Source organism: Nocardia sp. NPDC041819 (genome assembly GCF_055590505.1).
This window is the reverse complement of the sequence record NZ_JBVJAP010000010.1, coordinates 100,666-121,459: the sequence shown is the minus strand read 5'-3', so window position 1 is coordinate 121,459 and position 20,794 is coordinate 100,666. Positions and strand designations below refer to the sequence as shown.

The following is a 20,794-nucleotide window of genomic DNA, read 5'->3' as shown; positions in this document are numbered from 1 at the left end:
CCATAACAACCGGGTCGGGGTCGAGAACAAAACAAGCGCGTCATGGTCGGCGCAGCCGGGCACTGTCTGTTTCGGCAGATTTCGCTCACCCGCCGGCCTCACGTCGGTTCGACGGCACCACATCGCTGGTCGGCCGGAATGTACGCGCATCGAATCAATCACTCGATATCGAGGGAACAAATATGTCCAGCAAAATGAGCAAGTTCGTCGTCGCAACCGCTATTGCCTTGCCCCTGGCCACTCTTGCAGCTCCGGCGGCTTCGGCCACCCCCCTTGGAACGGCACCCGCGAGTTCGACATCCACCGCGGTCGTTCCTGTCACAGGATCAGGATGGGGATCAGTGGCAATCTGCTTCCCCCTGGGCAGCGTGGTCTGGTGCATCTGAGACCATCCGCCAACGTCCGCAGATAAGTCCGGAAGGAGTCGCAAATAGCCGACCTGGCATCCCCGGATTCCGCCTTCCTGGCGCCGGGGATGCCCCCACACCGCCGGGCATATCGTCAGGGCCCATGTGCGTTGTTTCGTCAACGGGAGGCACGCCATGCCACAAGTGAACATCTATCTCGAAGGCGGACCGGATGGTCTGGCCGAACACGCTCTGCCGCTTGCGCCGACCGCTGAGATCAAGATCCCCTATCGTGGCGGCTACGAGCACTTCATTCCGACACCACGGTTTCGCGGTACCGCGATAGGCCGCGCGCGTGTATACGAGTGGACCTACCGGACCATATCGCCGAACAGCTCGTAGGCTCTCCGCCACCAAGTCCTGGCACAATCTGCGCTTTCCATCGCCATTTGCGGCTCTCGTGACATGATGTGAGGCGATCCCGCGGCTCGCTTCGATGTGAGCGGGCGAGCCGGATCGAACAAAATGCGGGGGTTTTCCGAGCCTCGGGATACCTCGCTCGAACCGCGCGGGGGGAGCGGAATGAGGGTATTCCTCAGCCACACGAGCTACGACGCCGGAGTGGTCAGGTACTTGCGCAGCCTGCTGGAACACGATCTCGGGGTCGAGTTCTTCCTCCTCCCCGACGACGCGCCGCACGGTCTCCCGTGGATCGAACAGATCAAGCTGGGTGTCGAGAACAGTGACGAATTGTTCACCGTCATCACCCCGGAGTCGGTGCACCGCCCTTGGGTCTCGGCCGAATGGGCATGCTTCTGGATGCAGGGTAAGCCGACGACACCGCTGCTCCTCGAGGTCGGCGTCGACCAGTTGTGGGAGCCGATGCGCGCATTCCAAACTGTCGATCTGCTCGACGTATCGTCGTTGACCCGCTTTCTTCGGTCCATCGCCGACCGAACGGGGTGCGAACCGACCTCCGGTGTGACTCCTGTGGCGCACCAGATGGTCAGGGAGATCCCGCGCATCCGTGAGCGGCAGGCCGTAGCGGATCTGGAGCGCACCCTGGAACGGCTGCAACGCACCGTCACCGCGAATCACACCAATGTGCGGGCCGGTGACGTTCGAGCACTCATCGCTCGTGATCGCCTGGACGATCTGATCGCGATCGCGATCTCGGCGCAGGCCGCGCAGGTCAAGCAGAAACAGATCGCCGTGCACCTGGTCGATCTCGGGCGGTTCGGAGAAGCGGCACGGATCGGCGAACATATGCAGAACAGGGCGGAGATTCGCAATATCTGCCTGCAGATCGTCAAGGCGATACCGCGCGGCGCGACCGGATCCTCCGATGAATGGGCCGCGCTGGACCGTCTACATCCGAAGCTCGGCAAACCCCAGCGTCGCGACGTGCTGGAATTCATGGACCAGAACGGTGTGGCTCCACTCGGCCGCTGGGCGCCTGCGGATTCGTTGGGCGAGGGTGGTGGATGACGGACCGACTTGCGGCTTCAGCCGCGCACGCCGGGGAACCGCTGCTACCCACCCCGAAACGACCCGGTATGAGGCCATGACGTCGGTGCGCCTCTGCGTGCCGACCACCTCCTGGTCCTGCGCGGCCGCTCGATTCGGTTGACGCCTTGCCGCACGCCTGTGCTTGTGTCCCGCACCTAGCGGGATCGGTCCGATTCGTGAGGTGTCCAGACCACTCTTACCGGCAGAGCGCCATGCCTTCCTCGGTTCTAGCGTTATCCGAGCTTCGGCGCTGTCGAGCCGCTACGACGGCGCCGGTGGACGAACGCTGTGGTGGTGGAGGAAGCAAGCGATGAAACGAAGTATCCACGTTGGCGCATGGCTTGCGGCTGTTGCCGATTCGGGCAGCGTGCAGGCAAGGATCAAGTCGGTCTCCCGCTTCGGGATGCACGCACTCGGCGTGCTGGCGGCGGTGTCCGCCCTGACCGCCGGGGTGATCGCGGCGTCACCGGCCGCGAGCGCTGACTCGCCGTCCATCACCGGTTCGTGGGCGGAGGACGACCGGACCGTGCAGTTGCGGGTGCATTCCGCGGCGATGGGGCAGGACATCATGGTGAAGGTGCTGCGTCCGGCCGACCGTTCGGTACCGCGGCCGACGTTGTACTTGCTGAACGGTGGCGGCGGTGGCCAGGACAGCGCGACCTGGCAGAAGAACACCGACGTGCTTGGCTTCCTCGCGGGCAAAGACGTGAACGTCGTGCAGCCGGTCGGCGGCCGCTGGAGCTATTACGCGGATTGGCGCTCCCCGGATCCGAAACTCGGTGTGTACAAGTGGAAGACGTTTCTCACCGAGGAGTTGCCGCCGCTGATCGACGCCGAGTTCGGCACCACCGGCGTGAACGCCATCGCGGGCTTGTCCACCTCCGGAACCTCGGTACTGCAGCTGCCGATCGCCAAACCCGGCCTGTATCGAGCGGTCGCGGCGTACAGCGGTTGTGCGCAGATCAGCGACCCGATCGGCCGCGAGTTCGTGAAACTGGCAGTCGAGAGCTGGGGCGGCGGCGACACCGAGAACATGTACGGCCCGCCGGAAGACCCGATGTGGGCGGCCAACGACCCGTACCTGCACGCCGACCAACTCCGTGGCATACGCCTGTTCCTGTCGACCGGGACCGGAGTGCCGGGCATGTATGACACTTACAACGGCGCATATGCCCAGCCAGGACCGCGCGGCTACCTCAATCAGCTGGTGCTGGGCGGCGTGATCGAGGCCGCGGTGAACTGGTGCACCCACAACATGCGCGACCGCCTGAATGCCCTCGGTATCCCCGCCGCCTACGATTTCCAGCCCACCGGGACCCATTCCTGGGGCTACTGGCAGGAGGCGTTGAAGAATTCGTGGCCGGTGCTGGCCGACGGGTTGGAGCTGCCGCACTGACGGCCGGGAGGGAGGGCGAGCAGCGACCGCCCGATTCCTCCCTCCGGACTCGTAAAACCTCCGGGCTCGGGATCTCCCGCCCCACGGCCGAATGCTGCTCGACTTCTTTCGAGAAATCATCGCGGGCCGGACGGGATGCACGATTCAGCCGACTCGCGTGGATTCCGGTTCGGAAGCTGCTGGTTCCGCATCCGAGGTGGTCCGCGTTCCGGTGGCCGCCACCAGCGCGATCGCTGCGACGCAGATGCCGGCGCATACCCACATGAGCAGGCTCATGCCGCTCATGAAGGCCGATTGCACGTGGTGCAGCAGCGCGTCATCTCCGATGCCGCGGGCGGCGGCGACTCCGGAGCCGACTCCGGCGCTGATCGGCTCGTGGTTCAACGGACCGAGTTCCGAGTGGTACCGCACGGATACCACGGTGCCCAGCACGGCTACTCCGATCGTGCCGCTGGCCTGGCGCAATGCCGACAACAACGCGGAGCCCGCCCCCGCGCGCTCCGGCGTGAGCGCACCCACGGCAAGAGCCATGGAGGTGGGCAGGACCAATCCGATGCCGAGCCCGACCACCGCCATCCACACCGCGATGAACCAGTACGCCGTACCGACACCTGTGGTAGCTCCCACCGCCATACCGACCGCCAGCAGCGCGAACCCGGCGACCAAGGTCGGCCGGACGCCGATCCTGTCGCGCAATCCTTCGAGGAAGTTGGAGGCGAGGAGCAGACCGCCGATCATCGGCAGCATCCGTAGGCCGCTGCCGAGGGCATCGACGCCGAGGATCGCCTGGAAGTACTGCGGGATGCTGAAGAACAACCCGAACATGGCGAACGCGCTGAACAACTGGAAGGCCGTGCCCCATCGGAACCCGTGGTCGGCGAACAGTCCGAGGTCGACGAGGGGGTGAACCAGCCTGCGTTGCCAGGCGATCAGGCCGACCAGGAGTCCGATACCACCGAGCACGGTCATCCATGCGGCGCCGTCGCTCCAGCTGTTCTCGCCGAAGCGGATGAAGCCGTAGGTCAGGCCGGCCAGTCCCACACCGGACAGCACGACGCTGACGGGATCGATGGGACGGCGAACCAGGCTGCGGGACTCGGGTATCAGCAGGCCGACCGCCACCGCACCGATCAGCACCATGGGAATGTTGATCAGAAATACCGAGCCCCACCAAAAGTTCTTCAGCAGCAGGCCCCCGACGATCGGGCCCAGCGGCATCCCGAGCGTGACCGCCGTAATCCACACCGTCGTCGCCCGAGTGCGTTCCGCGTGGTCGGGGAACAGGACGGGAATCATCCCCATCGACAGTGCCATCAGCACCGCCGCGGCGACTCCCAGCGTGATACGCGCCGCGATCAGCTCACCGGCAGTCGAGGCGAGCGCGCACCAGACGGACGCACCGCCGAACAGCAGCAGGGCGCCGAACACGAACTTCTTCCGTCCGAACCGGTCACCCAGCGCACCGGCGGGCAGCATCACGGCCGCGACCGCCAGCGTGTAGGCGGTGCTGAACCACTGCAGCGCAGCGGTACCGGCGTCCAGATCTTGCGCGAGTGTCGGCAACGCGATGTTGAGCACGGTCATGTCCAGCCCGACGGTCAACATCGCCAGCGCGAGCGCACCGAGGGCCAGCCATCGGCGCAGTGGTGTCACTTCCATCGAAGTCCTCTCAGAATTTCATAGTAACTACGAGTTTGTAGTGAATACTGATTTAGTGAAGGTGTCAATACGGAGTCGTTTGCCTTCCATAGTCGGTTCGCAGTCGAGGTAGACTCGGCGCGACAACGAGGTAGCGACGTCTGCACACAAGGGGTTGGCAACGTGCCAGGGCTGCGAGAACGGAAGAAGGCGCAGACGCGTAAGCGGCTGGCCGACACGGCGTTCGCGATGTTTCGGGAGCGAGGCTTCGACAATGTGACCGTCGCGGAGATCGCTGATACCGCCGAAGTGGCGGTGAGCACGCTGTTCGCCTACTTCCCGAGCAAGGAAGCGCTCGTCTTCGACGAAAGCGACGCCTACGAGCAGGCGCTGACCGCGGCGGTCCGCGAACGCGATGCCGGCGTCTCGATCCTGGACGCGCTCGAGCAGCACCTGGTGCCGCTGGAACATCCGGCCGTCGAGGGCCCCTCCGGCGCGGAGTTCGTCGAGCTGGTCAAGGCCACCCCGGCGCTGCTCGACTACGCCGCTCGGATGCGCCACCGATGGGAGAGCGTCCTCGCCGTCGCCATCGCCGACGAGGCGGGCCTGCCGCCGGACGACCTGCTGGCTACCACCCTGGCTCGCTACGTTCTCGACGCCGAGTTCCTCGCCACGTACGGTGCGCATTCGCCGGCGGATTTGCGGGCCGTCTTCGGCAAACTCCGCCATGGCTGGTCGGATTTCGGTGCCCAGCCGTCGTCGGGGTAGGCATCGTATGAAGAGAAGGGATATGCGTTCGACGGGACCGAACGTCGGCGCGACCGATGAGCGTGCCGTGGTGGGTATCGTCGGAGCGGGCCCGGGGGGACTGACCGCGGCCCGCGTACTGCAACGTCACGGCATTTCGGCAGCAGTCTTCGACAGTCGCCGTGGGCTTTCGGGCAGTGCATCCGAAACCCTTGTCCTGCACCCTGATTCCGGACGGCGTGCCATGCGGTATACCGGTCTGCTCGATACGATCGTGGCGCAGTCCGTACCCGAACGCACCGGTGTGCGCTTGCTCGGCAGAGACGGAACCGTTCACTACGCCGACGGCGGCGGCCGCGACGCACGGGCGAATCCGGAGGTCGCACAACGTGTGCTCGAAGCAACCCTGCTCGATTCGCTGACCTCCGGGACTGTTCGATGGTCGCACCGGCTGACCGACATCCGCGACGAGCGAGATGACGGTTTGCTGCTGCGGTTCGACAACGGCCGCTCGGTGCGGGTCACCGCGGTGGTCGGTGCCGACGGCGGCTGGTCTCGGGTTCGCGAGACCGTAGCGTCGGTCGATCCCAGCTATCTCGGCGTCGTGTTCGCCGTGGGATGGTGCGAGGACAGCCGTCTCCTCGATGACGAGCTGATCGCGGACGGCGACACCTTCGTCCTGTCCGACAACAAGGCACTGTTCGTCTATCGCCCGGCCCGCGGTGCCACGCGCGTCGTCGCCGGGTTCCGGGCGGGGATGAATTGGCTGATAGACGGCCCGTTCGAACAGGCCGGACCCGAAGCGGCCAGTGCTGCCCTGACCGCGATCTTTCATGACTGGGCGCCTCCGTTCCGCAAGCTCCTCGACGGGCGGATCGCGTTCGACATCCACCCGGCGTACGCGCTCCCGGCATCGTCCACCTGGCGCGGCCATCCGCGATTGACGCTGGTCGGTGACGCCGCACACATGATGGCGCCTTTCTTCGGTCAGTTCGCCAACCTCGCGATGCTCGACGGCGCAGAGGTCGGCACCCGCATAGCGGAATCAGTGCACCGGGGAACGAGTCTCGACGCGGCCCTGCGCGGTTACGAAGAGTCGATGTTCACCCGCAGCCGCGATCTGCAGGTCTGGGCGGCCGACGGCCTCGACCACGCGGTAGCGCCCGACGCCCCGGGGCCCGCCTTGCGCCACCTTCGCGTGCACCGGAATCGAGCATGGCCGAACTCGAGTACCAAGCGGTGTCACTGCATGATCGCCTGAATGTTTTGGGCTTCTCGATCAATGCAGCTCGATCCGGCATTTGGCTCGGGTAAGTCTCCGCGATCCGCACAGGAGCAGGCAATGCGCCGGTGTCGAATGGTCCGATTCCGTAGTTGTGGATCTCCGGTCCGGATCAGCGGCAGGCGGTAGGCCCGGAACCCGGCCGTGGCGGATACTGGCCCGCATGACCGATGCCTTGGTGGACTCGCACTCCCTGCCGGCTGAGTTGCGTCCCTATCTGGATGGCCTCGTGCGTCGCACCCGCGCCGTGTGTGAAGGTCATCTGGTCAGCGTGTTCGCGGTAGGGTCGATCGCGCTGGACGACTATAGGCACGGGCGCAGCGACGTCGACGTGACAATCGTCGCCGACCCATCGATCCCCGTGCGGGTACTGCGGGAACTGGCCGAATCGCTCGACCACGCCTCGCTGCCCTGTCCGGCGGCCGGGCTGGAGATGGTGGTCTACGGCGCGGACTCCGTCGCCGAAGCATCCGGCGCGGCTGGTTACCTCATGGACCTCAACACCGGCCCGATGTTGCCGAACCGCGTCAGCTTCGATCCGGCGGAATCATCGGACTTCTGGTACGTCATCGATCGTTCCATCGCTCACCAGGCCGGTCGTCTCCTGTACGGCACCCCTGTACGGCAGGTCCTCGCAGCACCGTCGGAGCGCGACCTGTACGCGGCGATGCGGGCTTCGGTCCGGGAGCACGCCGGGGGAGCGGGGCATCTGGGCGACAACCGGGTGCTGAACGGCTGCCGGACGGCAGCGTTCTGCCGCACGGGTCGCTGGTCGGCCAAACGCGAAGCGGCACAGATGATCGCCACATCCGAGGAGAATTTCCGCCCCCTCGTCGAAACCGCGCTGCGCAGCTTCCAGCGCCCACGCTCGGCAGCGCTTCCGCTGCCCGCGACCGACGTTCGGACTTTCCTCACCTGGGTGGGGGAGCGCGTCGAGGAAGCTGCGATCCACGCGTTGGCCGATGGTCAGCGGGGAGATGCGGACCTGCGCCGAGGCCCGTGGAGTCCTCCGAAGTGAGTAACTGACTCGATCCGCGTCGGGCACCCGACTTCTGAAGACAGTAAATGATGGCGTTACTTGGATATGCGCATCTGGCTATGAATGTGTTGTGAACAAGACTCGGTGGGAATGAGGCCGAGGAACGAAGGGCGTCAGCCTTGTTCGCTGGCGCTGTAGAGCACCCGCACCGGTACATCGTCGGCCCAGGGCTGGCGGGTGATCATGTCGGCGACTTTCACCTCTCCGCGTTCGAATTCGCCGGTGGCCGCGTCGACGAGGCGGTATTGCTGGGTCTGCTTGTGGATCGGCTGGGCGTCCAGGAGGACCACGCGTACTTCGCCGGGTTCGAAGTGACAGCGTCGGTGCATCGCGGCGATGAGTTGTTCGTTGTGCATGTGGCCGTCGCCGAAATTCCAGCCCACGGCGGTGCTGCAGATGCGTTCGCCGTCGGTGATGGTGTACTCGTCTTCGCGGCCGGGCGGCATGGCGCGGTGGACGAGCGTGAACAGTGCGCGGCCGTGGGTGTTCATGGCACGGAAGGCGTATCCCAGGTACATCGGAATCTGCGCGCGGTCCTTCCCGTAGAACCGCTCCAGCTGCGCCTGCGGCATGCTCGCGATGGCGACGATGCTCGTGCCGATCTTCTGCGCGGCCGAGGGTTTGATGCACCACATCGTGGTGTCCCAGTTCCCCGCGTAGTACCGCATGCCCGGCAGGAAGGAGATCTTGCGCGGGAACAGGTTCCCGGCGATCACGATGCTCGCGGTCACGCCGAACAGCACTGCGACCGGTACCGGATTTCGCAGGCTGCTCAGGCCGAGGTCGGCGTGCGCGACGAACAACGCGGCGATGCCGAAGATCATGAAGACGTTCCATTCCAACGGCACGCCCATCGGAATGGCAGTCAGGATCGCCAGATGGAAGCACACCATGACGAAAGCCGCGACGGCAGTCGGCCAACCACCGTGGGAGAAGAACAGCACCGGCGGAACGCACATCTCGATGATGGTGCCGCCGTGGGCGAAGACGCGGGACAACCGCCCTGGCCGCAGATCGTCGGGGAAGCGTTCGAAGAACGCGCGCTTGAGTGGTTTCGGCCGGAACACCGGACTGTTGGACATCATCGTGGAGACCACGAAAGGGAAGTGCTTGTTCAGCTTCGACGTCGCCGCGCCCATCCAGATCACGACGAAAACCGCTTTCGCGGCGACGATCGAATCGGCTCCCGGGAAGAGGAAGGCGACGGTGAGCGTGGCGTAGACCTCGCCACGGGCGGCCAGGAAGATCACCTTGTCGCGCAGGCCGATGACGGCCAGCAGGCCGAGAATCGCCGCGACCTGCCAGTGCGCCAACAATCCCACGGTGGTGTCCAGTTCCGGGATCGGGCCGGTGCCGTCGGACAGCAAGGCGACCGTTGTCGTCGCCAGCAGCGCCGCGTACAAAGCGATGTCCACCGGGGTGCGGTTGTCGCCCCTGGTGAGCGGTACCCGATCCGGCCACGGTGGCAGCCGAATAGTGTTGGGGCGCAGCCAATACAGGACCGAGCCCAGCGGCGGGAAGTATCGGTTGTTGAGTGGGCCGAAGCCGCAGCCCAGCCCCGCCACTTCGAACAGCAGCGTGTACAGCACGATCTTCTGGAAGACGATCGGTTCCGTCCACCAGGTGCCGATGTTCGTGAATCCGTCGATGCCCGCGGTGGTCAGTGCGACCAGCAGGCCGCCGAGGGCATACAGACAAATCTTGCCGACGTAGAACAGGTGCAGCACCACGGGTGTCCCGAACCCCACTTCTGCCCAGTGCCGGGCCATGGGACGGATACGCTCGCCGCGCGTGCCCTTGCTCCATTCCGCCAGGTCGACCACGGGCAGGTCGGGCTCGAGAAACCCCATCAAGCACGCTCCGATCGCGAACGCCCGAGGCACGGCCGGGGCCCCGAGGTTCCCGATACGGTGACAGGTGCGGCATTTGCTGTCAACGACTCCCGCGTCGCCCGTCGTGTCCGGTTCGGGCAAGATCGAGGCCATGGAGCCGACTCCGAAAGCGCCGCTGCCCAGGAGCATCGACGAGTTCCGCGTGCTCGCGACCTCGCGGCTGGCGGGATTCCCGCGCATCGAGGTCGCCGACGCGCCCGGTGTGCGCCGCGCGGCGGTGGTGTTGTGCGTGGTCGAGGAGGCCGGTGGACCACCGGCGGTGATCGTCATCAAGCGGGCCTACCGTGGCCGCAATGCCGGACAGTGGGGATTGCCCGGTGGCCGCTTGGACGAAGGCGAGACCGCGGAACAAGCCGCCCTGCGTGAACTGCACGAGGAATTGGGGCTGCACGCGCGTCCCGAAGATCTGCTCGGCGCGCTCGACGACTTTCCCGCCGCGTCCGGCTTCACGATCACGCCTCTCGTTCTGGTGCTGACCGACGCCACGCGATTGCGGCCGAACCCCGACGAGGTCCACTCGGTGCACCTGGTCGACCTCGCTCGGCTCGCCGCCGAGGACACCCCGCGCTGGGTCCGGGCCGAGGACGCGGTACGGCAGGCGGAACTGCGCGACGATGCCGCGCCTGCCGACGAAGCCGGCCTGCTGCAGATGCGGCTCGGCCCGAAGATGACCATCCACGCACCGACCGGCGCACTGCTGTGGCAGTTCCGCGAAGTCGTCCTGCTCGGTACAGCGCCTTCCGCGGCCCGAGTCGCTCACTTCACCCAACCCGATTGGACCCACCGGTAGGCCTCCGGGCAGGTCCGGCGCGGGAGGTCCACGGCGGGGGATGGTATCCGGCCTGCTACCTTGAACGTCGTTCAAGTTCTATGCGGAGGGTTGTCGTGGAGGGTGTCGAGGGCTCTCGGGAGCCGAGGGTCGGTATTTCCGCGCGGGACATGGCGCAGATCGCGGTCTTCGCGGCGCTGATCGCGGCGCTGGGCTTGCCGGGCGCCATCACGGTCGGGTTCAGCGGTGTGCCGATCACGGTGCAGACCCTCGGTGTGATCCTGGCGGGTGCGGTGCTCGGGGCACGCAAAGGGACCGCCGCGGTCGTGGTCTTCCTGACGCTCACGATGATCGGCCTGCCGCTGCTGTCCGGCGGCCGTACCGGTCTGACGGCGCTGGCCGGTCCCAGTGCCGGGTACCTGATCGGCTGGATCCCCGCGGCGCTGTTCATCGGACTGTGCACCGCCCGCATCCTGCCGAAATACCCGATCGCGCTCGGTCTGCTGATCAACGCCATCGGCGGCCTGCTGATCATCTACCTGTTCGGCACGGTGGGGCTGCTGCTGCGCACCGACCTGGGGGTCGGAGCGGCCATCACCACCAACTGGGCGTTCATTCCCGGTGACCTGCTCAAAGTCGTCGTCGCGAGCGTCGTTGCCAAAGGAGTGCACCGCGCGTACCCCGGTGTGATCCGTGCCTAGTCGCGAACTCGGCGGCGCGGGCGACGCGCCTGCCCTCGACTTCGACGGCCACGCCTACACCTACCGCGAACTCGACCGGGCCATCGAGCGATGGATCGCCCGGGATCCGGACGCGGCCGTCTACGACGCGTCGGCCCTACCCGTCGCGGACGCGCTGATCTGCGTCTGCGCCGCGGCACGGCGCGGTATCCCGGTCTTCGTGGAGAATCCCGAAGCCCGCCCGCACCGGACGGGCATACCGCCCGCGGCGTTCTTGCTGGTGGCGACCTCGGGCTCGACCGGTCGTCCCCGGCCGCTCGCGCGAACGGCCGCCTCCTGGTACGACAGCTTTCCGGCGTTCACGGCGCTCACCGGCGTCGAACCGGCCGACCGCGTCCTGATCACCGGGCCGTTGCACGCGACCATGCACCTGTTCGGCGCACTGCACGCGTTGTGGCGCGGCGCGTGCGTCACCGACGATCCGGCGCGAGCCACGGTGGTGCACGCGGTTCCCGCGGTACTGCGTGCGGTGGTGCGCACCTGCCCGCGTCTGCGTACGGCGATCGTCGCGGGCATCGCGCTGGACGACGGCGCCTTGTCGGCGGCAGGCGAGGTGGAGGTAGTCGAGTACTACGGGTCATCGGAGGTCTCGCTGGTGGCGGCACGCCGCGTTCCCGAGCCGATGCGGCTGCTCGACGGAGTCGAGGCCGAGGTGCGCGACGGACTGCTCTACGTTCGATCGCCCTACCGTGTGCTCGGCGCGCCCGACTGGTTCGGAGTCGGCGATCTCGCCGAACTGGGCCACGATCGCGAGCTGACCGTCCTGGGCAGGGGCGACTGCGCGATCAATGTCGGTGGCACCACCGTGGTCGCCGAGGAGGTGGAGCGCGTCCTCGAATCGCTCGACGGCATCGTCGCGGTGGCCGTGATCGGCTCGCCGCATGCCGTTTTCGGTGAAACCGTCACGGCCGCTGTGCAGTTGGACGACGGCGCGGGACTCGACGAGATCCGGTCGCGAGCGCGTCGCGTGCTGGCCAAGGAGGCGATGCCGCGCCGGTGGGTGCCACTGCCCGCGCTGCCGCGAACCGCCGCGGGAAAGGTCGCCAGGGGCAGGCTGAAAGACTTGCTGACATGAGCCCGGTTCCCGTTCTGGTAGCGCCGCGCCGCACGCCGATCGGCAACGCGGGACATGGATTGGCGGACCTGACCGTCACCGACCTCGCCGCTCCGGTGCTGCGCGACGTGCTGGCCTCGCTGCGCTGCGCGGGCCTGGACGCCGACGTGGACGACGTGGTGCTCGGCAATTGCCTGGGACCCGGCGGCGACCCCGCCCGGGTCGCCGCACTGCGGGCGGGGCTGGGTGTGCACGTCCCCGGCGTCACCGTGGATCGGCAGTGCGGATCGGGCTTGGACGCGGTGATGCAGGCGGCGTTGCGGGTGCGCAGCGGCGCGGACGAACTGATCCTCGCCGGAGGCGTCGAATCGGCGAGTACCGCTCCGTGGCGCTTCTGGCCGCCGGTGGCCGGCGCCGAGCCCGTGCGGTACACGCGGGCTCCCTTCGCGCCATCGGGCTTTCCCGATCCGGACATGGGCGCGGCCGCCGACGATCTCGCGCGAGCGCGCGGCATCAGCCGGGAACGGCAGGACGCCTACGCGGCCCGCTCACACACGCTCGCCGCGGCCACCGACTTCTCCGCGGAGATCGTGCCGATCGGTGACGTGCAGCGGGACGAGCGTATCCGCGCGGGCATGACCACTGCCCGGCTCGCGCGCCTGCGCCCGAGCTTCGGCGTCGACGGCACGGCCACCGCGGGCAATTCCTGCGGCATCTCCGACGGCGCCGCGGTCATGGCGGTCACCAGCGAGTCGATGGCCGCCGGGCTGCCCGCGTTGCGGATCCTCGGCTGCGCGGTCGCCGGATCCGATCCCGCGCTTCCCGGTCTCGGGCCCGTGCCCGCGATCCGGAAACTGCTGCGCCGGACCGGCGTCGGTGTGGCGGACCTCGGCGTCATCGAGATCACCGAGGCGTTCGCCTCGGTGGTGCTCGCGGTGGCGGACGAATTGGGCCTCGACGAGTCCACGATCTGCCCGCAGGGGGGCGCCATCGCGATGGGACACCCGTGGGGCGCGTCCGGAGCCATCTTGCTGGTGCGCCTGGCGAGTCGGATGCTGCGGGCGGACGGCCCGGCGCTCGGTCTCGCGGCCTGCGCCATCGGCGGCGGGCAGGGAATCGCCGTGCTCGTGGAGCGAGTGTCATGAGTGAGATCGTCTTCGACTCGGTGCAGCACCGTTTCGGTGAGCGGAAGGTGTTGCGCGACATCGATCTGCGGATCACCGAGCGCCGCGTCGGCATCATCGGGTCCAACGGTTCCGGCAAATCGACCTTGGCGCGCATGATCAACGGCCTGCTGACACCGAGTTCCGGCACGGTCACAGTGGACGGCGTGGACGCCTCCCGCAAGGGCGCACAGGTGCGGCGCAAGGTGGGGTTCGTCTTCACCGACCCCGACACCCAGATCGTGATGCCAACGGTCGCCGAGGATCTCGCCTTCTCCCTGCGGCGGACGGGGTTGAGCAAGCAGGAGATCGCGGCGCGCGTCCAGGAGATCCTGGAACGGTTCGGGCTCGCGGGCCACGCCGAGCACCCCGCACATCTGTTGTCCGGCGGCCAGAAACAGCTGCTCGCCCTCGGCGCCGTCCTCATCCGGCGGCCGGAGGTGATCGTGGCGGACGAGCCGACCACGCTGCTGGACCTGCGCAACGCCAGGGTCGTCGCCGACGCGCTGGACAACGTGGATCAGCAGGTGATCGTCGTGACCCATCAGCTGTCGTTGCTGGAGAGCTTCGAACGCGTCATCGTGATCGATGACGGCGCGCTGGCGTTCGACGGAACACCCGGCGACGCCGTCGCGGCATACCGGGCAGCGGTCGAGTGATCGGCCTGTACCGTCCGGGCGATTCGCCGCTGCACCGGATCCCGGCCGGGGTGAAGCTGATGCTGCTGCTCGGGTCGATCGTGGCCACCACGGTGTTCGCGCGGACTCCGCTCCAGGTGCTGGCCGCCGCGGGGGTGGTGGTCGTTCTGTTCGCGGTGGCCAGGATCCCTTGGCGCGTCGCGCTGGCACAACTGCGTCCGCTGGTATGGATGCTGCTGCTCATCGCCGTTTTCCAGGTGCTGATCACCTCGCCCGCGCGAGCGGCGGTGGTGTGCGGGGTGCTGGTGGTCTCGGTGGCGCTCGCGGCGCTGTTCACCCTCACCACGCGGGTGACCGACATGCTCGACGCCGTGACCCGGTGGCTCGGGCCGCTGCGCAGGGCCGGTGTCGATCCGGAGCGGATCGGCCTGCTGCTGGCTCTGGCCATCCGGTGTGTCCCGTTGCTGGCGGGGATCGTGCACGACGTCGCCGAGGCGCGGCGCGCTCGTGGCCTGCAATGGTCGATGACGGCGCTGGTCACACCGGTGCTGGTGCGGGCGCTGCGGACGGCCGACGCGATGGGCGACGCCCTCGCGGCACGAGGGGTGGACGATGACTGAACTGCTCGCCGCGCGGATCGCCCGGCAGGCCGCCGCGAACCCGGCCGCGTCCGCGGTGATCTCGGGACGCGAGCGGGTGGGTTACGAGCGGTTCTGGTCGAAGGTCGTTCGGGTCGCGGCCGGGCTCGGCGGCATGCGCCGGGTGGCCGTGCTCCCCACGTCCGATGTCGAATCGCTGGTGGCGGTGACGGCGGCGATGCACGCCGGGGTGAGCGTCGTACTGCTGCATCGTCATCTGCTGCCCGCCCAGCTGAGCCGGGTACTCGCGCTCGCCGAGCCGGGAGCCGTCGTGGCCGCGCCGCAGCAGCACCGGCGATTACGGCGGCTGGGATACGACGGAATCGTGCGGACCACCGCCACACTGGAATCCGAGGGTGCGGTGGGCCGGGTGGAGCCGGGTGCCGAACTGTTGGTCGGCATCACCTCCGGCACCAGCGGCGAACCGAAACTCTTCGTGCGCGACCAACGGTCGTGGGCCACGACATCGGATCGCTCCGACCGGACGTTCGACATCGGCGCCGGTGACCGGGTCTCGGTGCCCGGCGTGCTGGACCACACCCATTTCCTCTACGGCGCGTTGCACGCCTTGAGCCGGGGCGCGACGGTCGATCTGCGGCCGGTGGGCGATGCGCTGAAAGACGGTGCGACGCATCTATATGCCGTGCCGACGATCGCGTGGGACGTGGTGCGGGCGGGTATCGGCCGGTTCGGCGGTGTCCGGGAAGTGCTGTCCTCGGCGGCCCGGTGGCCGCGCACGGGCCGGGAAGCGTTGCAGGAGGTCTTGCCGAACGCCTCGCTCGTGCACTTCTACGGTGCGTCCGAATTGAGCTTCGTCTCCTTCGATCGCGGGCTCGGCAGCACGGACGAGAAGTCGGCGGGTGAACTGTTCCACGGTGTCCAGGCGCGCGTTCGCGACGGCTTGGTGTACGTGCGCAGTGACATGCTCTTCGACGGCTATCTCACCGAGGACGGTGTGGTCGGCGGTCCGGTGGACGGGTGGATGACGGTCGGCGACCGGGGCGAGGTGATCGGCAACCAGCTGCGGCTGTTCGGCCGGGACAGCGACATGTTGATCCGGGCCGGTCTCAATGTGGAACCCGCGGCCGTCGAAGCGGCGCTCACGGCGATACCGGGTGTCGCCGAGGCCGCCTGCGTCGGCGTGCCCGACGCACGCATGGGGGAGGCGCCCGCGGCGGCGATCGTGGTGGGCGCGGCCGCACCGGGCGCCGAGGAGATCTGGCGGCGGCTGCGCGCCACCTTACCGAGTCCGAGTATGCCGGTGCAGGTACTGGTCGTGGACAGCCTGCCGCGCACGCCGCGGGGCAAGCTGGATCGGGCCGCGCTGGCCTCGACGCTGGCTGCGCACCGTCGTGGCGGTCGCGCTGCCGAGGCCGATCACTGACCGTCTGCGCTTCGCGCCAAACGAGGGCTCGCCGGTATCCCCGTATCGGTCGACCGGGTCGGCTCGACCGATGACGCGCCGAACCACGTGGTGTAGAACATGATCGCCAGCGCACTGAGCGAAGCAACGAGCGCGATTCCGGACGGAATCGGGTACGCCGCCATCTGCGCGGCGAGGAACCGAATGCACAGCAGCACACCGGTGCAGACCGCGACCCCCATGGCGACGATCCGGACGCGCGGGCGATCCCAGCCGCGGTCGGGGTCGCGCAGCGCGGATTCGACGGTCAGGCACAGTGCCGCGCCCACGATCAGGTCGACGCCGTAGTGGGCGCCGAGGCCGAGTGTCGCGATGAGCGTGCACACCAGCCAGAACGCGCCGCCCCAGCGCAACCACAGCGGGCCGCGCCGGGAGTGGATGAACAGCGACAGTGCCCAGGCGGTGTGCAGGGAGGGCATGCAATTGCGCGGCGTGATGCCGTCGAAGCGCAGCGCCTCGAGTGCGGACGGCACCGCGGGAACGACATTCGGCCAGACGTCGGCGATCTCGAAACCCAGCCCCTGCGGTCCGTACGCGAGCACCGGCCCCACCACCGGGAACACCACATACCAGATCGGCCCGACGACCCCGAGTGTCAGGAACGTTCGCACCAGGTAGTGCCGTGGCCACGCACCGGTCGTCACGCCGCGCAACTGCCACGCCGCGACCAGCACGGCCGCCAGCGGCAGCTCGAAGTACACCCAGCGCACCACGCCCGAGGCCAGCGGTCCCGCCGCGTCCAGCGCGTGCCCGACCAGCCACGACGGGCTGCCGAGAGCGCGGTCGGCGACTTGCACGTACGGGTCCAGAACCATCGGGCAGGCCCACGCGGTGATGTCCAACCAGATCTCGCTGACCTTCGTCGCGCAGATCAGCAGGGCGCCGAAGGCGATGGTGCGCAACGCCGTGCGGCGTCGCTGCTCGTCCCATCGCACGAACGCGATCACCGCCAGTGCGGTGAGCACGAGGGTCGGACCGTTGCCGACGGTGAACGGCCGTCCCTCGGCCGCCCTGATCAGAACGAACACCAGGTCGATGGCGATCGCCGCGGCGACGGCGCCGACCCGTGCGCGAGACGTGATCCCGACCAACGCCAGCAGGAACCCCGCCCACGGTGTGGTCGCCGATTTCGGCGTTCCGGCGTAGTCCCGCAGCAGGCTGGTCAGCGGCCCCAGCGCCCCGATGTGCGCGGCCATGAGCTCACCACCGACCAGCGCGAGCACGATGGCCGCGATACCGCACCACACGACCACCGGCCGGAACCGACGCTCTCGGAGCTCTTCGATACCCACTCGCTCGCCCGGTGGGGTCAAGCTCCCTCGCACGTCGTTCACAAGCACCGAGACATCGTAAACACGACATTAACGTCGCATGTACGGGGAGATGCCTACGCGCGGACGGACGCCGTGCCGGAGGGTGCGCGATGCGCGGCCGGAAGGTTCGACACCGCACCCGCCGAAATCACGGCGCTGTGGGCGGAGACCGGTGGGAGCCCCGGGGCCGCTCAGGCGTAGCGGTCGCTCAACGGATCGCCTCGTCGCCGAGGGGAGCGTGCCGCTGCCACGGACGAATCCGCTCCAGCTGTGCGGCGACCGCCAGCAGCGTGGTCTCGCCGCCGGGCGCCGCGGCGAGCTGGACGCCGATGGGCAGCCCGGCATCGGAGTGTCCGGCGGGAACAGATATCGCCGGGTAGCGCACCGTGTTGAACGGCGGCGTGAACGGGATGAAGCGGGGCACGTCGAGCATGGTTCGCAGAAACCCTTTCCCGGCGAAGGCCCCGACGGGCACCGGCGGGGTCGCCAGGGTGGGCGTGAGCAGGAGGTCGTGCTTGGTGAACCACGCGGCGAATCGGCCCGCCTGCCGCCGCGGGGGAGCGTCGGGTACGCGGTGCATCCTTGTGATCACCCGTCCGGCCCGCGCCACCTTGCGGGTCAGCGGTTCGAGGAGATCCGCGCTCAGGTTCGCGGTGTCCTCGGCGACGCCGGCGAAATAGCGTGCGAGGAAGCCGAGCGCGTCCTGCGGCCGCCACGGCGGCGACGCCTCGGTGACGGTATGGCCCGCTGCGCGCAGCGCTTCGGCCGCGGCCAGCATCGCCGTGCGCACCTGAGGGTCGACGGATGCGCCCAGCACCGGTGACCGGGTGGTCATGCCGATCCGCAGCGGCCGCTCGAGTGGAGGCGGCGTCCGGTAGCGGTCGTCGGCGGCGAGCACCCCGAGCAGGAGCGCCGCGTCGGACACCGTGGTCGCCAGCGGGCCGAACGTCGATATGCCGAGCCAATTCGAGCCGAGTTCGGCAGGGCGCGGGATCACTCCGTCTCCGGGCTTCAGTCCGACGACCCCGCAGCAGGACGCGGGGATACGGATCGATCCGCCGCCGTCGGAACCTACTGCGAGCGCGGCCATCCCGGTGGCGACCGCCGCCGCGCCGCCGCCGGTGGAGCCGCCCGGCGTGTACGCGTGGTGCCACGGATTGCGGGTGACGCCGTGCGCTGCGCTCTCGGTGACCGGCCACTGACACAGCTCGGGCACATTGGTCTTGCCGATCAGCAGCGCGCCCGCGGCGCGTAACCGGCCGACCAACTCGCTGTCGGAACCAGCCGCGGTCTGGCGTGCCGCGCGGGATCCGTTGCCGGTCACGCATCCGGCGAGGTCGAGGTTGTCCTTCACCGCCACGGGAACCCCGGCGAGCGGAAGGTCACGAAGATCGCCGCGGGTGGCCAGCGCGCGGGCTTCGTGGCGGACCTGCTCGTGGCGCACGATCCGGAAGGCGTTGAGCCGCAGGTCGAGTGCCGCGATGCGGGTCAGGTGCTCGTCGGCCACCTCGAGCGGCGATACCGTCCGGCTCCGGACGCCCGCCGCGATCTCGGTCGCCGGCGCGCCCGCCCATGTCATCGCACTCTCCTCGGTACCTCGGATCGCGACGACCACTGCGGCACCGCCACCGGCCTTCGCGACTCGCCGCCCACGGTAATCGTCGACGGGTGAACCCACAACGACCAGCGCTGTCGTCGCCGCGCATGGGAACGACGCGACACACGGCGAGTACCTCGCGTTCTCGATGCGGGCGAGCCGGTTCGGACGGAGAGCATGTCGCGCCGGAGATCGCCGCGGTTCCGGGCACTCGCGGGCCGGAAACCGCGACGAAATCGGGGTTGAATGATCAGGTCGTGCGATAGGTGCGGGCCACGAGTGCCGAGCGCAGGTACCACAGGCCCGACGGCTGGGAGGGGTCGAAACCGGTGAGCTGTCCGATCCGCTTGAGCCGGTAGTCCACGGTGTTGGTGTGCACGTGCAGCACGCGTGCCGTGCGCTGCCGGTTGAGGTTGTTGGCGATGTGGCGTTGCAGCGTTTCCAGCAGCTCGGGATGCGCGTCCAGCGGGTCCAGCAGCGAGCCGAGATACTCGCGGCCGGGCCCGGGTCTGGTCAGCTGGTATTCCAGCGCCAGTTCGTCGAAGCGGTAGAGCCCGGCCACCGCCTGCAATCGCTGCACCATGTCGAGCAGTTCGTGCGCCTGATCGGCGGCGGTGGGGATCTTCTCGGGGGTCGCCTCGACCATGGTCGCGGTGACGCCCACCTGCGCGGCGTGCGACAGTTGGGTGACCAGCGCGTCCAACTGCTCGTTGTCCAGATGGCCGGACGGGATGAGCACCGTGCCCCCGTCGACGCTCAGCAGCGACAGCACGGCCTCGCCACAGCGTGTGGCCAGTTCGGCCTGGACCCGGCGCAGTTTCCGGCGCGCGACGACCTTGCCGTCCACCATCGGGTTGCGTTCCTCGCGGTGCGGCGGGATCGCCACGGCCAGAACGGCGTACGACGACGCGATGGCGATGCCGCACTCGCGCGCCATGGTGGAGGTGCTGTGCCCGCCGAGCAGCGCGGACGTCAGCGTGTGCACGGCGGTGTGGTGCTCACTGACCACCGCGCGAAGCTCACGAACGTAGGCCATGGAGACCGCGGAGTTGATCATGTCGAGCATCTCGACGACCATCTTGGCGCCGTCGACGAGATCGTCGTAGTCCTTCATCGTCGCGTCGGACACCACTAGGTCCAGGCCCATCTTGAAGCCTTCGTGGATCGAGTGGTGGATGGTGTCGATCGGCACCCCCTCCCGCGCCCACCCCGCGGCGGCGTCACCGAGCCGCTGGAGTTTCTCCGGAAGGTCCTTTCCGTCGAGCATGCTCACCGCCAGCTCCAGGCAGACCCGGGTGATGGTGGTGACGTCGCCGGCGATCGCGTCACCCGGTAGCGTCCCGCACGGGGTGACGTTCTCGACGAAGTGCCCGACCATCTGACGCGCTAGCCCGCGAACATCCTTCAGCGGGGACGACATCGGCTTTCCCGACAGGGTCAGGCTCGGCCGGGCCGAACTGTCGACGGACATTGGCGACTCCCTTCCGCCCACGATTGGTGTGCAGCGCATTCACACTAATCGGTAGATCTCCTTCGCGGACCCGATCGACCGGTTCTGTGAGAGCTGGGAGGGACCGGTCGGTGCGGGGTTGTGAGCGGTCACAGGACC

18 protein-coding genes are annotated in these 20,794 nt (G+C 68.1%); 13 read left to right on the top strand and 5 right to left on the bottom strand.

The window, feature by feature from the left end; all coding sequences use genetic code 11:
• Window positions 1–542: 542 nt before the first annotated feature.
• From ACZ6DL_RS25820 to ACZ6DL_RS25810, 3 genes are all read left to right on the top strand, one after another.
• Window positions 543–749, top strand: a complete 207-nt coding sequence (locus ACZ6DL_RS25820) for a DUF5988 family protein (RefSeq protein ID WP_396986390.1) — start codon at window positions 543–545, stop codon at window positions 747–749.
• Between the two features lie 180 nt (window positions 750–929).
• On the top strand, window positions 930–1,835 hold the full coding sequence (locus ACZ6DL_RS25815) for a toll/interleukin-1 receptor domain-containing protein (protein ID WP_466054865.1): 906 nt from the start codon (window positions 930–932) through the stop codon (window positions 1,833–1,835).
• 424 nt (window positions 1,836–2,259) lie between these two features.
• Window positions 2,260–3,252 carry an alpha/beta hydrolase gene (locus ACZ6DL_RS25810; protein ID WP_466055116.1) on the top strand — a complete coding sequence of 331 codons (993 nt, stop codon included), beginning with the start codon at window positions 2,260–2,262 and terminating at the stop codon, window positions 3,250–3,252.
• A 144-nt stretch (window positions 3,253–3,396) separates the two neighbouring features.
• Here the strand turns inward: ACZ6DL_RS25810 and ACZ6DL_RS25805 are convergent, their stop codons facing one another.
• Entirely contained in the window at window positions 3,397–4,911 is a 1,515-nt protein-coding gene (locus ACZ6DL_RS25805) for an MFS transporter (protein WP_466054863.1), read from the bottom strand.
• A gap of 162 nt (window positions 4,912–5,073) precedes the next feature.
• Here ACZ6DL_RS25805 and ACZ6DL_RS25800 point away from each other — a divergent pair, with 162 nt between their 5' ends.
• The 3 genes from ACZ6DL_RS25800 to ACZ6DL_RS25790 all read left to right on the top strand — a co-directional run bounded on the left by ACZ6DL_RS25800 (window position 5,074) and on the right by ACZ6DL_RS25790 (window position 7,937).
• The gene (locus tag ACZ6DL_RS25800) at window positions 5,074–5,658 is read left to right on the top strand and encodes a TetR family transcriptional regulator (protein WP_466054862.1); all 585 of its coding nucleotides are present in this window, start codon (window positions 5,074–5,076) and stop codon (window positions 5,656–5,658) included.
• A gap of 22 nt (window positions 5,659–5,680) precedes the next feature.
• Window positions 5,681–6,898 (top strand): FAD-dependent oxidoreductase, encoded by a 1,218-nt coding sequence (locus ACZ6DL_RS25795; RefSeq protein WP_466054860.1) that lies wholly within the window; start codon window positions 5,681–5,683, stop codon window positions 6,896–6,898.
• Between the two features lie 184 nt (window positions 6,899–7,082).
• Window positions 7,083–7,937 carry an aminoglycoside adenylyltransferase domain-containing protein gene (locus tag ACZ6DL_RS25790; protein ID WP_466054858.1) on the top strand — a complete coding sequence of 285 codons (855 nt, stop codon included), beginning with the start codon at window positions 7,083–7,085 and terminating at the stop codon, window positions 7,935–7,937.
• Between the two features lie 134 nt (window positions 7,938–8,071).
• Here ACZ6DL_RS25790 and ACZ6DL_RS25785 read toward each other — a convergent pair whose 3' ends face one another.
• Complete coding sequence (locus ACZ6DL_RS25785; protein ID WP_466054857.1) at window positions 8,072–9,808, bottom strand: DUF3556 domain-containing protein; 1,737 nt, start codon at window positions 9,806–9,808, stop codon at window positions 8,072–8,074.
• Between the two features lie 76 nt (window positions 9,809–9,884).
• Between ACZ6DL_RS25785 and ACZ6DL_RS25780 the strand changes: the two genes are divergently transcribed.
• The 7 genes from ACZ6DL_RS25780 to ACZ6DL_RS25750 all read left to right on the top strand — a co-directional run bounded on the left by ACZ6DL_RS25780 (window position 9,885) and on the right by ACZ6DL_RS25750 (window position 16,236).
• A complete protein-coding gene (locus tag ACZ6DL_RS25780) occupies window positions 9,885–10,640 on the top strand; it encodes an NUDIX hydrolase (RefSeq protein ID WP_466054855.1) in 756 nt (251 codons plus the stop codon).
• Between the two features lie 95 nt (window positions 10,641–10,735).
• Complete coding sequence (locus ACZ6DL_RS25775; protein ID WP_174371818.1) at window positions 10,736–11,320, top strand: biotin transporter BioY; 585 nt, start codon at window positions 10,736–10,738, stop codon at window positions 11,318–11,320.
• The gene (locus ACZ6DL_RS25770; RefSeq protein WP_466054853.1) at window positions 11,313–12,434 is read left to right on the top strand and encodes a class I adenylate-forming enzyme family protein; all 1,122 of its coding nucleotides are present in this window, start codon (window positions 11,313–11,315) and stop codon (window positions 12,432–12,434) included. The genes ACZ6DL_RS25775 and ACZ6DL_RS25770 overlap by 8 nt, the downstream gene beginning before the upstream one ends.
• Complete coding sequence (locus ACZ6DL_RS25765) at window positions 12,431–13,558, top strand: thiolase family protein (protein ID WP_466054851.1); 1,128 nt, start codon at window positions 12,431–12,433, stop codon at window positions 13,556–13,558. The genes ACZ6DL_RS25770 and ACZ6DL_RS25765 overlap by 4 nt, the downstream gene beginning before the upstream one ends.
• Window positions 13,555–14,235, top strand: coding sequence for an energy-coupling factor ABC transporter ATP-binding protein (locus tag ACZ6DL_RS25760; RefSeq protein WP_466054849.1), 681 nt, complete (start codon window positions 13,555–13,557; stop codon window positions 14,233–14,235). The genes ACZ6DL_RS25765 and ACZ6DL_RS25760 overlap by 4 nt, the downstream gene beginning before the upstream one ends.
• Window positions 14,232–14,834: an energy-coupling factor transporter transmembrane component T family protein gene (locus ACZ6DL_RS25755; protein WP_466054847.1), complete on the top strand. Its 603-nt coding sequence runs from the start codon at window positions 14,232–14,234 to the stop codon at window positions 14,832–14,834. The genes ACZ6DL_RS25760 and ACZ6DL_RS25755 overlap by 4 nt, the downstream gene beginning before the upstream one ends.
• Window positions 14,827–16,236 (top strand): AMP-binding protein, encoded by a 1,410-nt coding sequence (locus ACZ6DL_RS25750; RefSeq protein ID WP_466054845.1) that lies wholly within the window; start codon window positions 14,827–14,829, stop codon window positions 16,234–16,236. Before ACZ6DL_RS25755 ends, ACZ6DL_RS25750 begins: the two co-directional genes overlap by 8 nt.
• Here the strand turns inward: ACZ6DL_RS25750 and ACZ6DL_RS25745 are convergent.
• From ACZ6DL_RS25745 to ACZ6DL_RS25735, 3 genes are all read right to left on the bottom strand, one after another.
• Complete coding sequence (locus ACZ6DL_RS25745) at window positions 16,230–17,609, bottom strand: DUF5933 domain-containing protein (protein WP_466055115.1); 1,380 nt, start codon at window positions 17,607–17,609, stop codon at window positions 16,230–16,232. The two genes, ACZ6DL_RS25750 and ACZ6DL_RS25745, sit on opposite strands and share 7 nt — an antisense overlap.
• 187 nt (window positions 17,610–17,796) lie before the next feature.
• The gene (locus tag ACZ6DL_RS25740; protein ID WP_466054843.1) at window positions 17,797–19,167 is read right to left on the bottom strand and encodes an amidase; all 1,371 of its coding nucleotides are present in this window, start codon (window positions 19,165–19,167) and stop codon (window positions 17,797–17,799) included.
• Window positions 19,168–19,435: 268 nt separating this feature from the next.
• Window positions 19,436–20,656, bottom strand: coding sequence for a PucR family transcriptional regulator (locus ACZ6DL_RS25735; protein WP_393238471.1), 1,221 nt, complete (start codon window positions 20,654–20,656; stop codon window positions 19,436–19,438).
• Window positions 20,657–20,794: the final 138 nt, after the last annotated feature.